We start from the raw sequence: 13,404 nt of genomic DNA on the forward strand, positions 1-13,404 counted from the left end.
CCGACAGGATATCAGGAAATCGGCAACGGCAGGATGTTTCCGCTCGCCTCGCGCAGCGCCGCCCGCATTTCCTCGCGCGGCGCCGGTCGCCCGGTGAAATGCTCCGCTTGTCCGAATGCTTGGTGCAGCAACATGTCCAGCCCGGTCGCGAGCCGTCCGCCGCGCCGCTCGACCGCTTCGGCCAGCGGCGTCGGCCACGGGTGGTAGATCACGTCGAGCACGCTGCCGACCCGGGCCAGCTCCGCGACGTGCGGCGCGACCGCGTCCGGCGGGACTGTGTTGACCAGCACCGCCGCAGCGTCCGCCAGCTCCGCGAAGTCCGCTTCGGACCATCGCTGCACGTCCACGGTCAAGCCCGCGTGCTTCGCCGCGTCCACGGTTTCCGCAGCCCGTGCCGGTTCTCGCACCACCAGACGCACCGTCGTGACACCCAGTGCGGCCAACGCGACCACGGCGGCCGCAGCCGTCCCGCCCGCGCCGAGCACCACGGCCTGGTCGCTCGCGGAAGGCGAATAGCCGCCGGCGTATCGCAGGGCTCCGGTCACCCCGTCGACATCGGTGCAGTCCGCGAGCCAGCCGTCCGGACGGCGCACGAGCGTGTTCGCCGCGCCGACTGCCGCCGCGCGCGGGGTGACCTCGGCGGCGTGGTCGAGCGCGGCCCGCTTTCCCGGCATGGTGACCGAAAGGCCGACCCATTCCGGGCCGAGACCGTCGACGAAACCGGGCAGCTCGGCGGCGTCGGTCTCGACCCGGTCGTAGGTCCAGCCGTCCAGGCCCAGCGCCGCGAACGCCGCGCGGTGCAGCACCGGCGACAGCGAATGCGCCACCGGCTTGCCCAGCACCGCCGCGCGGCGCGGCCGGTCATTTGAGGACGCCACGCTGCTCCGCGAGCTGCCTGTTCGCGTTGTGCTGGTCGTTCGTGACCGCGAAGCAGGAATGCCCGTCCTTCTCGCACTTCACGAAGTACGCCCAGTCGCCGGGAGTCGGGCTGACGGCGGCCTTGATCGCGTCGATGCTGGGCACCGCGATCGGCGTCGGCGGGAGACCGTAGTTGGCGTAGGTGTTGTACGGTCCCGCCTTCGCCCGGTCCTCGGGTTTGGTGAGCAGCGTCGGGCGGTCCAGCACGTAGTTGACCGTGGAGTCCAGCTGCAGCCTGATCTTCTGCGAGAGCCGGTTGTAGATCACTCGCGAAATCTTGCCGAAGTCCGGCTTGATCGCCTCGCGTTCGATGAGCGACGCGATGATCAGCGTCTCGTACGGCGATTTCCCCGGCCCGGTGTTCTGCGCGGTGAGGCCGGACGCCTGGATCGTGTCGGCCGACTGCTTCACCAGGTCGGTGATCAGCTCGGTCGCGCTCCAGCCGGGCTTCACGTCGTAGACGCCGGCCGCGATCAGGCCTTCCAGCCGTTTGTCCTTGCTCAGCGCCTTGCCCGCGTCGGCCACTGCCCACTCGGGCGCGCCCAGAGCCTTGAGGTCGGCGTCGGCGACCGTCTTGCGCAGCTGGTCCACCGGAATGCAGGTGCTCTTGCCGTTCAAAGTCGCGCACGAGGCCTTCGACATCAGGCTGTACACGCCCGGCGTCACCTTGCCGTCGGGCTGCGTGATGTCGTCGAACTGCGTGTACGGCCGGATTTCCAGCCGCCCGACGCGCGCGGCCGGCGAGGTGATGAGGTCGACCGCTTCCTCGCCCGACATGTGCTGGCGCAGCAGGTAGTAGCCCTGCTGGATCTTGCTGAGCGCGGTGTTCTCCGCGCCCGCCTTCACGAACGCCCGGGAACTCGCGACCACGCCCGCGTCGGTGAGCTTCGCGCCGATCGCGGACGTCGTGTCGCCCTGTTCGACCTGCACGAGCGCGTCGCCTTCGCCGGAACCGTCGAAGTCCGCGTAGCCGAAGATCTTCTGGTATCCGAAATAGGCGCCGCCGCTGAGCAGGACGAGCACGAGCACCGCGGCGATCCAGCCGATCGCGCGCTTGCGCTTCCTCTTGCGCGGCTTCTTCGCGGGCGGTTCCTCGACCGGCGGCTCGGCCGCGTCTTCGGGGTAGCCGTCCTCGTCGTAGCCGTCGTATTCCTCGTCGTAGTCCTCGTATTCGCCGTATTCGTCGTACTCGTCCTCGAAGAGTCCGTCGATCGGCTGCTGCTCGTCCGGGTGCTCCGGCTCGTGCGCGGCGGGCACGGTGGGGATCACTTCGGTGGGCTGCTCGACCGGCTGCCGGCGCGGCGGCTGGTTGCGCGGATCGCGCGGCATCGACGCGTCCGCGAAACGCGGGTCGCGCGGCATGGAGGCCTCGGCGAATCGGGGATCCGGCGACATCGAGGCGTCGGCGAACCTCGGATCGCGCGGCATGGACGCCTCGGCGAAGCGCGGGTCCGGCGGCATCGACGTGTCGGCGAACCTCGGATCGCGCGGCATCGAAGCGTCGGCGAACCGGGGATCCGGCGGCATGGAGCCGTCCGGCGGCGGAGCGGGCGCGCGCCGGGCCGGAGGCGGCGGTGGCATGTCCGGCGCCCGGCGACGGGCAGGCGCGACGGCTTCCGCCGGCACGTCGACGTCGTCACGGCGACGGCGGCCGGACGGCGGTTCGACATCCACCGGCGGCGGAACGTCCTCGCGGCGACGGCGACGCCCAGCGGGAGGCTCGGCCGGCGGCGCGTCCTCGAGGCGGCGACGGCCTGCCGGAGGCTCGGCGTCCACCGGCGGAACGTCGTCACGGCGACGGCGTCGACCGGCTGGCCGCTCGACCTCCGCGGGCGGAACTTCGTTCCCGGTCACCGGTGCATCGCCCGGAGCTATCCGGCGCGGACGGGCGCGCGGAAGGTCGTCGGCCGCGTGCGGCGGCAGGTCCCAGTTCTCCGTCGACCGCTTCGGGCGCTCCGCAGGCGGCGGGGCCGGACGGCGACGCCGGGTCGGCGGCGCGTCGGCGGCCGGGCGACGAGGCGGCTCGGCCGGAGGCATCGCGTCCGGTGCGACGCGACGGGTCGCTTCGCCGGCCGGACGAGGCGCGCCCTCGGGCGCACGACGGCGTCCCTCCGCGGAGGGAGGACGCGGAGGAACTTCGCCGCGCGGACGTCGTCGTTCTCCAGACGGCGGCATGCCGTCCGGCGCCTCGCCGCGCGCGCGGCGAGGAGGTGGTTCGTCTTCAGGCTCGCGCCGCCTGCGCCGCCCGCCCGGAGCGCCGGAACCCGTTGCGGGGTCCGGGAAATCCGGGGTGTCGGGGTTGCGCAGCCGACGGCGGCCGCCCGGGTCGCCGGGGTCGGTCATGAGTCGCCTTTCCGGGCGCGGTGCGCGGCGGCGGCGTCGAGCCAGGCTTGCAGGATCTCGACTGCCGCTGCCTGGTCGACCACGGCGCGCTGCTTGCGTCCCTTGACCCCCCGCTGGGACAGCATTCGCGACGCGGTGACCGTCGTCAACCGCTCGTCTGCCAGCCGCACGGGCACGTCCCCCACGCGCCCGGCGAGCTTCTCCGCATACGCCACCGCGATGTCCGCGGCCGCGCCCTGCCGGTTCGCCAGCGTCCTCGGCAAGCCCACGATCACCTCGACCACCTCGTGTTCGGTGACGAGATCGGCAAGCCGGTCCAGATCGCTGTCGTCCTTCGCATCACGGGAGAGGGTAACGAGCGGGCTCGCGAGCACGGGGGCGGGATCGCTCAGCGCGACCCCCACCCGGACAGACCCGACATCGACCGCGAGCCGCCTGCCCCGCCCCGGATCGGACTCGCCGGGCCGATCCGGGCCTCTCCGGGGATCAGCGCCCAAGGTTCGCGACCGCCGCGCGCAGGGCCGTGACGGCCTGCTCCGCGCCGGCCGGGTTGCTGCCGCCGCCTTGGGCCATGTCCGGCTTGCCGCCGCCGCGTCCGCCGATCGCCTCGGCGAACGACGGCACGAGCTTGCCCGCCGCGATTCCCTTGTCGCGCGCCGCCGAGGTCGTGGCGACCACGAAGGCCACCTTCTCCCCCGAGGGCGCGAACAGCGCGACGACACCGGCGCGGTCGCCGAGGCGGCCGCGGATGTCGGACGCGAGCGCGCGCAGGCCGTTGCCGTCGACGTCCGGCACGACCTCGGCGACCACCGAGACGCCGGAGACGTCCTGCGCCTTGTCCGTCAGCGCGCCCGCCGAGCCGAGCACCTGCTGCGTGCGCAGCTGCTCGATCTCCTTCTCCGCGTTCTTCAGCCGGGACAGCACGTCCTCGATGCGGCCGGGCAGTTCGTCCGACGGCACCTTGAACGTGTTCGCCAGCTGCGACACGAGCAGCTGCTCCTTGCGGACGTGCTTCAGCGCGTCCGGCCCGACCAGCGCCTCGACGCGGTGCACGCCGGAGCCGACCGACGCGTCCGACACCAGCTTGACCAGGCCGAGCTGGCCGATCCGGCCGACGTGCGTGCCGCCGCACAGCTCGCGCGAGTACTCGCCCATGTCGACCACGCGGACGTCGTTGCCGTACTTCTCGCCGAACAGCGCGACCGCGCCCAGCTCGAGGGCCTTGTCCTTGGTCGTGGTGTAGCTCTGCACCTCGACGTCGGTCTGCAGGTAGTCGTTCACTTCCTGCTCGACCTCGGTGAGGATGTCCGCCGACACCGCGCCCGGGGTGGTGAAGTCGAAGCGCATCCGGCCCGGCGCGTTGAGCGAACCGGCCTGCGCCGCGCGCTTGCCGTACGCGCCGCGGACCGCCGCGTGCACGAGGTGCGTGGCCGAGTGCGAGCGCTCGATCGACAGGCGGCGGTTCGCGTCCACCGATCCGGTGAGCCGGGTGTCGATGCCGACCTCGCCCTCGGTGACCTCGACGCGGTGCACGAACAGGCCCGGCACGATCTTCTGCACGTCGAGCACCTTCAGCTCGACGCCGTCGCCGACCAGCACGCCGGTGTCGGCGATCTGCCCGCCGCTCTCGGCGTAGAACGGGGTGCGGTCGAGCACCAGCTCGGCCTTGCGGCCCGCGGCGACGCTGCGCACCGGCAGGCCGTCCGCGAGCAGGCCGACGACCTTCGCGTCCGCCTGCAGCTCGGTGTAGCCGAGGAACTGGGTTTCGCCGTGCTGCTCCAGCACCTTGCGGTACTCGGACAGGTCGCCGTGGCCGCTCTTGCGCGACGCCGCGTCCGCCTTCGCGCGCTTGCGCTGCTCCTCCATGAGCGTGCGGAAGCCGGCCTCGTCCACGGTCAGACCCTGTTCGGCGGCCATCTCGAGGGTCAGGTCGATCGGGAAGCCGTAGGTGTCGTGCAGCTGGAACGCCTTGTCGCCGGCGAGGACGTCGCCGCCGCCCTTCTTCGTCTCGGCCGCGGCCAGGTCGAAGATCCGCGAACCGCTGGTGAGGGTGGCGAGGAACGCCTCCTCCTCGACGCGCACGACCTCGGAGATCCGGTCGAACCCGCTGACCAGCTCGGGGTAGGTCGGGCCCATGGTCTTGCTGACGACCTTCGCGAACTCCTGCAGCACCGGCTCCTGCACGCCCAGCAGGCGCGTGGAGCGCACGATGCGGCGCAGCAGCCGGCGCAACACGTAGCCGCGGCCGTCGTTGCCGGGGGTGACGCCGTCGCCGATCAGCAGCACGCCGGTGCGCGCGTGGTCGGCGATGACGCGGAAGCGCACGTCGTCGGCGTGGTTGGCGCCGTAGCGGCGGCCGGAGAACTCCTCGGCCCGGCCGATCACCGGGCGCACCAGGTCGGTCTCGTACACGTTCTCGACGCCCTGCAGGATCGTCGCGACGCGCTCGACGCCCATGCCGGTGTCGATGTTCTTCTTCGGCAGCTCGCCGATCGGCGGGTGGCCCAGCTTCGGGCTCTGCTCGCCGCGGACGTCCTGCATGAAGACGAGGTTCCAGATCTCGATGTAGCGGTCCTCGTCGGCGACCGGGCCGCCTTCACGTCCGTACGCGGGGCCGCGGTCGTAGTAGATCTCCGAGCACGGGCCGCCGGGACCGGGCACGCCCATGTCCCAGTAGTTGTCCTTGCCGTCGCGGACCTGGATGCGCTCGCTGGGCAGGCCGGTGAGCTTGCGCCACAGCCCGGCCGCCTCGCTGTCCTTCTCGTAGACGGTCGCCCAGATCCGGTCCGGGTCGAGGCCGAAGCCGCCGTCGTCCTGGGACTTGGTGATCAGCTCCCAGGCGTTCTCGATCGCGCCTTCCTTGAAGTAGTCGCCGAACGAGAAGTTGCCCGCCATCTGGAAGAACGTGTTGTGCCGGGTGGTCTTGCCGACCTCGTCGATGTCCGGCGTGCGCACGCACTTCTGCACCGAGGTCGCGCGCGGGTACGGCGGCGGGGCCTCGCCGAGGAAGTACGGCTTGAACTGGACCATGCCCGCGTTGACGAACAGCAGGTTCGGGTCGTCGAGGATCAGCGGGGCGCTCGGCACGCGCGTGTGGCCCCGGCTCTCGAAATGGCGCAGGAAACGGTCGGTGATCTCGTGTGTGTCCACGGGTACGTCCTTGTGCTGAAGACCCGGCTTCGGCCGGGGAAGGAAACGGGGGTCGGAGGCGGCGGAAGGCGCGCGGAGATCAGCCCTCCGCCCGGCGAGCTCGCCGGGCGGGGCGACGTGCGGCGTGCCTGCCCGCGCCCGAAGGCGGCGCGACGGCGGCGGTCCGCTCCTCGACCATGTCGTGCAGCTCCTGTTCCCGTTCGTTCATCCCGGCGCGCACCTCGGCGCCGAACGAACCGACGGCGCCCGCGAGTTCCCGCACGGCGTCGCCCAAGTTCGATGCTAACCCGGCAGGCGTGGCCTGACGAGCCGTTTCGCTCGCCTTGCGGCTCAGCGCGACTCCCGCGACGACCCCGACCCCGAGCCAGAACAGCCGCTTCACTTCTTCCCCCGGCGGGCCGGGCGCTGCGCCTTCGCCTCTTGCTTCTTCCGGCGCGCGCGGATCGCCTTGCTGATCCCGTACGACAGCGCGGCGGTCTTCACCAGCGGGCCGCCGAGCGTCGCGGTGAACACCGACGACAGCGCGGTCACGTTGCCGCTCACCGCCTGCGCGTTCGCGGTGATCCCGTCGACGCGCTCGAGCTGGGTGTTGACGTGCGTGATCGTCTCGTTGGCCCCGATCAGGATCGGGTCGCTGTTCTCGTGCGCCTTGCGGATCGCGATCGTCGCCTCGTCCAGCGTGCGGCCGAGCTTGAGCAGCGGGATCGCCAGCAGCAAGACCAGCAGTACGAAAGCTCCTGCGGCGATCAGCGCGGCGATCTGCCCTGCCGACACGGGCCCTCCTCGGGTGGTGCGGGGTCTTAGGTGGTGTGAGGTTACCGCCTGCGGCTGTGTTTGATTGCGGCGGCTTCGCCGCCGCGGCGAGATCGCCTGGAAGTCGGCGTGTTAGCGAGCGGTGCGCCCGCCTGGGGGCGGTCACACCGCTCGCTAACACGCCGACGCGATCTAGCGGCTGGGCTGGCTGGGAGGAAAACAGTTCGCGGAAGGTCGTCGGGCCTGGTCTGCTCGGGCGATGGACTCTTCGAACGGCCCGCTCCCCCGCGTGCTCGCCGGACCGGGTGGCCCCGCCGCCGACGTGCTCGCCGAGCTTCCCGGCGCGGACCTGACCACGCTGCAACTGGAAGTAGCCCGCCGTCGCGCCGCGAAGCTGCGTGGCCCGGACGTCCTGCGCCGCTACCGCGAGGACCGCTTCACCACACCCGCGCCATTGCCGTTCGAGACCTTGAGGCGAGTTGAAGACGCCCTGCTTTCCGCTGCCCCGCCGGAATTCGAACGGGTCACACTCTCCCCGGTGACCCCGCTCGGCACTCACTCCACAGTGGCCGGACTGGCCCAGCACCGCGTCGTCCCGACCGGCCGCGGCACCGAGGTCGCCGCGGACCCGACGAACGGTCTTGCGCTGGAAGCCGCAGTCCGCCGCACCGGTTCCTCGCCGGTACGGCTCACCACTGTGCAACGCGTCGTCCGAGCCCAACCTCCAGGCCCTGGACTCTTCGCCCACTTCTCCCTGTTCGGCGCCGTCACCGCCGGTCGCGACCGCGGCAGCCTGGCCTTCGAACGCGAACACCTGGTGGAGCACGCCCGATTACTCACCAACGCAGTACGCGCCGCCGGCGCCCGCGCGGCAGGCTTCCAAGTGACCACATTGGACAACCGCTTCGCCGATTTCGCCGCTTCGGTGCAAGACGCGCTGCCGGACGTCGAGGTCTCCGACGACTCAGATCGCGCCATCGGCCGCGATTACTACTTCGGCCTCTGCTTCACCGTCACCGCCGACTTCGGCACCGGACCAGCCGTAGTAGGCGACGGCGGCTTCACGCCGTGGACCGCGCGATTGCTCGGAAACGCGAAGGAACGCCTGCTCGTCTCCGGCATCGGCGTGGACCGGGTCGCGTCGCTGCTCACTGCCCCTTCTTGACGATCCCCTCGTACACCGCCGCCATGTCGTCCTCGCCATGCCCCGCTTCGACCGCGGACTCGAGGTGCGCCAACGCAGCCGCCGCCCCGCCGACGTCGATCGCGTGCCCCGCGGCCTCCACCACGAGCCGCGCGTCCTTCGCCGCGAGCGAGGCCGGGAAGCTGGCCGGGTACTCCCCGGACAGCATCATCGGCCCCTTCGCCCGCGCGTAAGGAACGTCGAACCCAGTGCCGCTCATGACGTCGAAGAACAACTGCGGGTCCACCCCGAGCACCCGCGCGAGGGCGAGGCTCTCGCCGGTGCCGTTGGTGAGCGCGAGAATCCAAGCGTTCATCACCAGCTTGAGCCGCGTCGCCGTGCCAGGTTCGGTGCCAAGCCAGCGAGTCTTCGAGCCGATCGCGTCGAACACCTCCGCAGCCCCGTCGTGCACGTTGTCCGGCCCGGCCGCGAGCACCTGAAGTTGCCCTTGCTCAGCGGGCCCCTTCGTCCCCATCACCGGACAATCCACGAACGGAACCCCCGCCGCGACAGACGCCTCCGCGAGCCGATCAGCCCACTCGACCCCGACAGTGCTGGTCTGCAGCCAAATCGTCCCCGGCTCCAGCGAAAGCCCGCGAAACACCTCAGCGACCGCAGGCCCGTCCGCGAGCATGGTGACCAGGAAATCGGCCCCCTTCACCGCTTCGCCGGGAGTCCCGACAACCGTGACGCCCTCCGCGGCAAGCGGCTCAGCCTTAGCGCGCGTACGGTTCCAAGCCCGCACGCTCACCCCAGCGCGAGCAAGATTGACGGCCATCGGACGGCCCATGATTCCGGTGCCGAGGAATGCGACTGTGGTCATCCGGCCATCGTGCCGCCAGCCACGCGACTCGGCACGATCAGCGCTCCCCCAGTTGGCCCGCGATCAGTACCCACACCGCGAACCGGACCAACCGCCCCACAACCCCACTCCCACCGTCCGTGAGGGGAACCCTGACGGACTCAGAGTCCCTCAGGGTTCCCCTCACGGACCTAAAACCGCACCAACGCACCCACCCATGGAGCCACCCACCCCGCCCCCAACCCCGATCCGAAGCCGCCCTGCACAATAAAACTTCGGGGTGGTGGCCCCCACCCAAACGGCAATGTCGCCGCCAGGCGACGAGCAGTCACCCGCTCAACACCGCCCCGCCCACCCGCTCAGCGACCAACTCCCCAAACCCGGGAAACTCCCCAGGCACCACACCCCGCACCACCCCGGCCTCAACCCCACCAGGACGCCGAACCCGAACAGTCACGAAATCCGGCCCGCCGTCATGCCAATGCCGAACCCCGGCCGGAACCGTCAGCACATCCCCGGCCTCGCACAGCACCGCATGCACCTCACGCCCGGCATGCAGATACCAAACCGCGGCCCCCCGCACGAAAAACCGATCCTCGGCCCCGCCCCCGCTCCGCTCCGCGAACGGGAGCTCCCCAGCCGGAACATCCACCGAGAAATCCCCGGCCCCGCCGACCCGAGACTCGACCAATCCCCGATACCGAACCAGCACGTCCCCCTCCGAGACGCCTTCAACGACGGGCCACCGGGCGAACCCGGCCCCCACCCGCCCCAGTTCAGCGACGATCGCCCCAGTGTCCTCAGTCCGCAAAAGCACATGCCCAGGCTGATCGTCAGGCCACACGGTCAACAGCGTCATCGCCGCTCCCCTCTCCTTGAAGAGGACCAACCGGCGACACACCCGAATGTTCCCGCCCAAGCCGCCACCACGAAGAAAGTGGCGACCTTCACTCAGCCCGCAAGACCGTTCAGACCTGCCGCTCCCCGCGAATAGTCCGCCGCAGCCGAGGCACCCGCTCCGCCAACGTCCGCTCCCCGCCCCGCTGCGTCGGCTCGTAATAATCCCGCCCCACCAGCTCGTCCGGCGGATACTGCTGCGCCAGCACCCCTTCCGGCACGTTGTGCGGATACCGATACCCCTGTGCATTGCCCAACTGCTTGGCCCCCGCGTAGTGCCCATCCCGCAGATGCGGCGGCACAGTCCCGATCGCACCCTTGCGAACGTCGCTCAACGCGGTATCGATCGCAGTGACCACAGCGTTCGACTTGGGCGCGGTGGCGAGATGGATCGTCGCCTGCGCCAACGCGAGCCGCCCCTCCGGCATCCCGATGAACTGCACCGCGTGCGCCGCCGCGACCGCCGCCTGCAACGCGGTCGGATCGGCGAGCCCGACGTCCTCGCTCGCGTGCACCACCAACCGCCGCGCCAGGAACCGCGGGTCCTCCCCCGCCTCGATCATCCGCGCCAGGTAGTGCAGCGCCGCATCGACGTCCGACCCGCGAATCGACTTGATGAACGCGCTGATCACGTCGTAGTGCTGATCGCCGTCACGGTCGTAACGAACAGCCGCCTTGTCCACAGTGGACTCGACCACGGCCAGGTCGATCGTCTTGTTCTCCGTCGCGGACGCCGCGTCCGCAGCCGCCTCCAGCGCAGTGAGCGCACGACGCGCATCCCCGCCAGCAAGCCGCACGAGGTGCGCCCGGGCTTCGTCAGTGAGCGTGAGTTCGCCGCCGAGCCCACGCTCGTCGCTCAACGCACGCTCCAGCACCGCGACGATGTCGTCATCCGTGAGCGGCCGCAGCTGCAGCACCAAGGACCGCGACAGCAGCGGCGACACCACCGAGAACGACGGGTTTTCCGTGGTCGCCGCCACCAGCAGCACAGTCCGGTCCTCGACCGCGCCGAGCAGCGCGTCCTGCTGGGTCTTGGAGAACCGGTGCACCTCGTCGATGAACAGGACGGTGTTCTCGGTGTTGTACTGCCGGCGCCGCCGGGCCTCCTCGATGACGCCGCGCACCTCTTTGACGCCCGCCGACAGCGCGGACATCGCGACGAACCGGCGTCCGGTGGCGATCGACACCAGGTTCGCCAGCGTGGTCTTGCCGGTGCCGGGCGGCCCGTAGAGCAGCACGGACGCCGGGGCGGCCCCCTCGACCAGCCGGCGCAGCGGAGCCCCTTCCCGCAGCAGGTGCTGCTGGCCGACCACCTCGTCGAGCGTGCGCGGCCGCATCCGGACCGCGAGCGGCGACGTCGCCGGGTCGGCCTGCGGTTCGACCGGGTTCGCTCCGGTGGGTTCCGGCGGCGGCCCCGCGTCGGGGTTCACCGTGAAGAGTTCGTCCTGTGCCACACCGACGACGGTAACCGACCACCCCGACAATCCCGCTCGCCCGGCCCCGCAGCGCCGCCGGAGGGGCAGACTGGGGCGATGGTCTCCTCGGTCGCGGTGTTGTCCGATATCCACGGCGTGCTGCCCGCGCTCGACGCGGTCCTCGCCGAACCCGACGTGCTGGCCGCGGATCTGGTGGTCCTGTGCGGCGACCTGGCCGCGGGCCCGCTCCCCCGGCAGACTCTCGACCGGCTGGTTTCGCTAGGCGATCACGCGGTGTGGGTGCGCGGCAACGCCGATCGCGAACTCGTCACCCTCGCAGCAGGCGGCTCCACGAAGATCCCGGACCCGATCGGCCCCTGGGCGGCGACGCAACTGCGGCCGGACCAGGTGGCGCTGCTCGACGGACTGCCGTTGACAGTCACGCTGGAAATCGACGGACTCGGCGAAGTGCTGTTCTGCCACGCGACCCCGCGCGACGACGAAGAGGTCGCGCTAGTGGACAGCCCGCTGTCGCGCTGGGCCGAAGTCCTGGACGGCGTCACGGCGGAAACGGTCGTGTGCGGCCATACCCACATGCCGTTCCTCCGCCTGGCCGACCGCTGCCGGATCGTGAACCCGGGCAGCGTCGGAATGCCTTACGGCACAACAGGCGCACACTGGGCGCGGCTCGGTCCCGGCGTCGAACTGCGGCGTACCGCGTATGACGTGGAGGCCGCGTGCAAGGAGCTGACGGAAACGTCGGAGTACCCCGGAATCCAGGACTGGAACGACTATTTCGTACGGAATCCGGCGTCAGACGCGGAGGCGTTGCGGGTATTCAGCCCACGCGCTCGCGGAACGAGCGCCACATGATGACCGCGGCGTAAGGCAGGAACTCGCGTCCGCGCCGCCAGAGCCACGGAACGCCCTTCGCCACGAGCCAGCCGAAGTGTCCGGCCGCGCTTGGCTCCACTCCGCCGGAGCAGGTCAGGCTCACCGGCTCCGGAATCGCGTAACCGGCTGCCGCGGCCAGGTCGGCGAACCCTTGCGCCAGCAGCCGGTGCCCCAGTTCGGACGGATGCAAGCGATCGACGCTCCACACGGTGAGGTCGTAAGCACCAGGCAGGGTGTCCAGGTTCAGACAGGCGATGCCTTCAGTTTCCACCACGCGGTCAATCGCCTCGTTCAACTCGGCGACGCGGGCGCTCAGAGCGCGCTTCAGCGAAGGCGGGAGGCGAAAGACCTTGCTGTGGTCATGGAAACGCACTGGCAGAACGGTAGTTCCGACCGCAGTCAGCTCGCGAACGATCGCAGTGAGGTCAGCAGCGATCTGGTCCGGATCGAAGTCCGGACGAAGCGTGTCGTTCATGCCCACGACGACCAGCGCGACGTCCGGCTTGTGAGCAAGTGCCAGCGGAAGCTGGTCAGTACGCACACAGGCCATCCGAGCACCAGTGAAGGACGGGTTCAGGTAGCCGGTTTCGTCAACGCCCAGGGCATGCGCGACCAGCGGACCTACTCCGCGCCAGCCGCCGCGATCGGGAAGAGGATCGCCGAGCCCCACGGCAGTGGAGTCGCCGAGGATCACCAGGCGCTCAGCCTGGCGGGGTTGAGGTTGAGCTGATTCCGGGGCCGGTTCTCGGACTGCGGCTGGGGTGACTCCGACGCTGATCACGGTCACGCCCAAGACCATCCGGCACCGAGACTCACCACCGGTGATGGGAAGGTAACGCCACATGGACGGCGGCGGGAACTTCCGGTACCCAGCAAAACCAAGGTCCGATTTGGGGCTTTTCAGAAACAACGCGGCGCAGCCGCAAAATCCCCCCGCCAACCCGCACCAGTGCACCCAACGATCGAGGCACCCAGCCCCTCCCCCGCACCCCGATACGAAGCCTCCCTGCGGTCTGGGGGTGGGATGAAAGGGAAAAATACCCCCAAGA

Annotated in this window: 12 protein-coding genes; 2 read left to right on the forward strand and 10 right to left on the reverse strand. The window is 70.5% G+C overall.

What is annotated here, in order from left to right; genetic code table 11:
• Positions 1 to 11: 11 nt before the first annotated feature.
• The 6 genes from ACFXI3_RS35960 to ACFXI3_RS35985 all read right to left on the reverse strand — a co-directional run bounded on the left by ACFXI3_RS35960 (position 12) and on the right by ACFXI3_RS35985 (position 7,185).
• Entirely contained in the window at positions 12 to 878 is an 867-nt protein-coding gene (locus tag ACFXI3_RS35960) for a shikimate dehydrogenase (protein ID WP_378405683.1), read from the reverse strand.
• A complete protein-coding gene (gene mltG / locus ACFXI3_RS35965; RefSeq protein WP_378405685.1) occupies positions 862 to 3,261 on the reverse strand; it encodes an endolytic transglycosylase MltG in 2,400 nt (799 codons plus the stop codon). The genes ACFXI3_RS35960 and mltG overlap by 17 nt, the downstream gene beginning before the upstream one ends.
• Positions 3,258 to 3,758 carry a Holliday junction resolvase RuvX gene (gene ruvX / locus ACFXI3_RS35970; RefSeq protein WP_378405687.1) on the reverse strand — a complete coding sequence of 167 codons (501 nt, stop codon included), beginning with the start codon at positions 3,756 to 3,758 and terminating at the stop codon, positions 3,258 to 3,260. The genes mltG and ruvX overlap by 4 nt, the downstream gene beginning before the upstream one ends.
• Positions 3,748 to 6,411: an alanine--tRNA ligase gene (gene alaS, locus ACFXI3_RS35975; RefSeq protein WP_378405689.1), complete on the reverse strand. Its 2,664-nt coding sequence runs from the start codon at positions 6,409 to 6,411 to the stop codon at positions 3,748 to 3,750. The genes ruvX and alaS overlap by 11 nt, the downstream gene beginning before the upstream one ends.
• A gap of 79 nt (positions 6,412 to 6,490) precedes the next feature.
• The gene (locus ACFXI3_RS35980) at positions 6,491 to 6,793 is read right to left on the reverse strand and encodes a hypothetical protein (protein WP_037362888.1); all 303 of its coding nucleotides are present in this window, start codon (positions 6,791 to 6,793) and stop codon (positions 6,491 to 6,493) included.
• Positions 6,790 to 7,185, reverse strand: a complete 396-nt coding sequence (locus ACFXI3_RS35985; RefSeq protein ID WP_344267386.1) for a DUF948 domain-containing protein — start codon at positions 7,183 to 7,185, stop codon at positions 6,790 to 6,792. The genes ACFXI3_RS35980 and ACFXI3_RS35985 overlap by 4 nt, the downstream gene beginning before the upstream one ends.
• Positions 7,186 to 7,423: 238 nt before the next feature.
• Here ACFXI3_RS35985 and ACFXI3_RS35990 point away from each other — a divergent pair, with 238 nt between their 5' ends.
• Positions 7,424 to 8,329 carry a hypothetical protein gene (locus ACFXI3_RS35990; RefSeq protein WP_378405691.1) on the forward strand — a complete coding sequence of 302 codons (906 nt, stop codon included), beginning with the start codon at positions 7,424 to 7,426 and terminating at the stop codon, positions 8,327 to 8,329.
• On the opposite strand, the gene ACFXI3_RS35995 is transcribed toward ACFXI3_RS35990, so the two are convergent.
• From ACFXI3_RS35995 to ACFXI3_RS36005, 3 genes are all read right to left on the reverse strand, one after another.
• Positions 8,313 to 9,170 (reverse strand): NAD(P)-dependent oxidoreductase, encoded by an 858-nt coding sequence (locus ACFXI3_RS35995; RefSeq protein ID WP_378405693.1) that lies wholly within the window; start codon positions 9,168 to 9,170, stop codon positions 8,313 to 8,315. The two genes, ACFXI3_RS35990 and ACFXI3_RS35995, sit on opposite strands and share 17 nt — an antisense overlap.
• Before the next feature lie 307 nt (positions 9,171 to 9,477).
• Positions 9,478 to 10,008, reverse strand: coding sequence for a cupin (locus tag ACFXI3_RS36000; protein WP_378405695.1), 531 nt, complete (start codon positions 10,006 to 10,008; stop codon positions 9,478 to 9,480).
• A gap of 109 nt (positions 10,009 to 10,117) precedes the next feature.
• A complete protein-coding gene (locus tag ACFXI3_RS36005; protein WP_344267394.1) occupies positions 10,118 to 11,500 on the reverse strand; it encodes a replication-associated recombination protein A in 1,383 nt (460 codons plus the stop codon).
• A 78-nt stretch (positions 11,501 to 11,578) separates the two neighbouring features.
• Between ACFXI3_RS36005 and ACFXI3_RS36010 the strand changes: the two genes are divergently transcribed.
• On the forward strand, positions 11,579 to 12,334 hold the full coding sequence (locus ACFXI3_RS36010) for a metallophosphoesterase family protein (protein WP_378405697.1): 756 nt from the start codon (positions 11,579 to 11,581) through the stop codon (positions 12,332 to 12,334).
• Here ACFXI3_RS36010 and ACFXI3_RS36015 read toward each other — a convergent pair.
• Positions 12,300 to 13,154 (reverse strand): SGNH/GDSL hydrolase family protein, encoded by an 855-nt coding sequence (locus tag ACFXI3_RS36015; protein WP_378405701.1) that lies wholly within the window; start codon positions 13,152 to 13,154, stop codon positions 12,300 to 12,302. The two genes, ACFXI3_RS36010 and ACFXI3_RS36015, sit on opposite strands and share 35 nt — an antisense overlap.
• Between the last annotated feature and the right edge of the window lie 250 nt (positions 13,155 to 13,404).

It is taken from the genome of Amycolatopsis sp. NPDC059235, assembly GCF_042754125.1.
Lineage (GTDB): Bacteria > Actinomycetota > Actinomycetes > Mycobacteriales > Pseudonocardiaceae > Amycolatopsis > Amycolatopsis albidoflava.

Coding starts and splice junctions, on each gene's coding strand:
- mltG (WP_378405685.1), bottom strand. CDS start 3,261: ATGACCGACCCCGGCGACCCGGGCGGCCGCCGTCGGCTGCGCAACCCC.
- ACFXI3_RS36010 (WP_378405697.1), top strand. CDS start 11,579: ATGGTCTCCTCGGTCGCGGTGTTGTCCGATATCCACGGCGTGCTGCCC.
- ACFXI3_RS36015 (WP_378405701.1), bottom strand. CDS start 13,154: ATGGTCTTGGGCGTGACCGTGATCAGCGTCGGAGTCACCCCAGCCGCA.
- ACFXI3_RS35990 (WP_378405691.1), top strand. CDS start 7,424: ATGGACTCTTCGAACGGCCCGCTCCCCCGCGTGCTCGCCGGACCGGGT.
- ACFXI3_RS36000 (WP_378405695.1), bottom strand. CDS start 10,008: ATGACGCTGTTGACCGTGTGGCCTGACGATCAGCCTGGGCATGTGCTT.
- ACFXI3_RS35995 (WP_378405693.1), bottom strand. CDS start 9,170: ATGACCACAGTCGCATTCCTCGGCACCGGAATCATGGGCCGTCCGATG.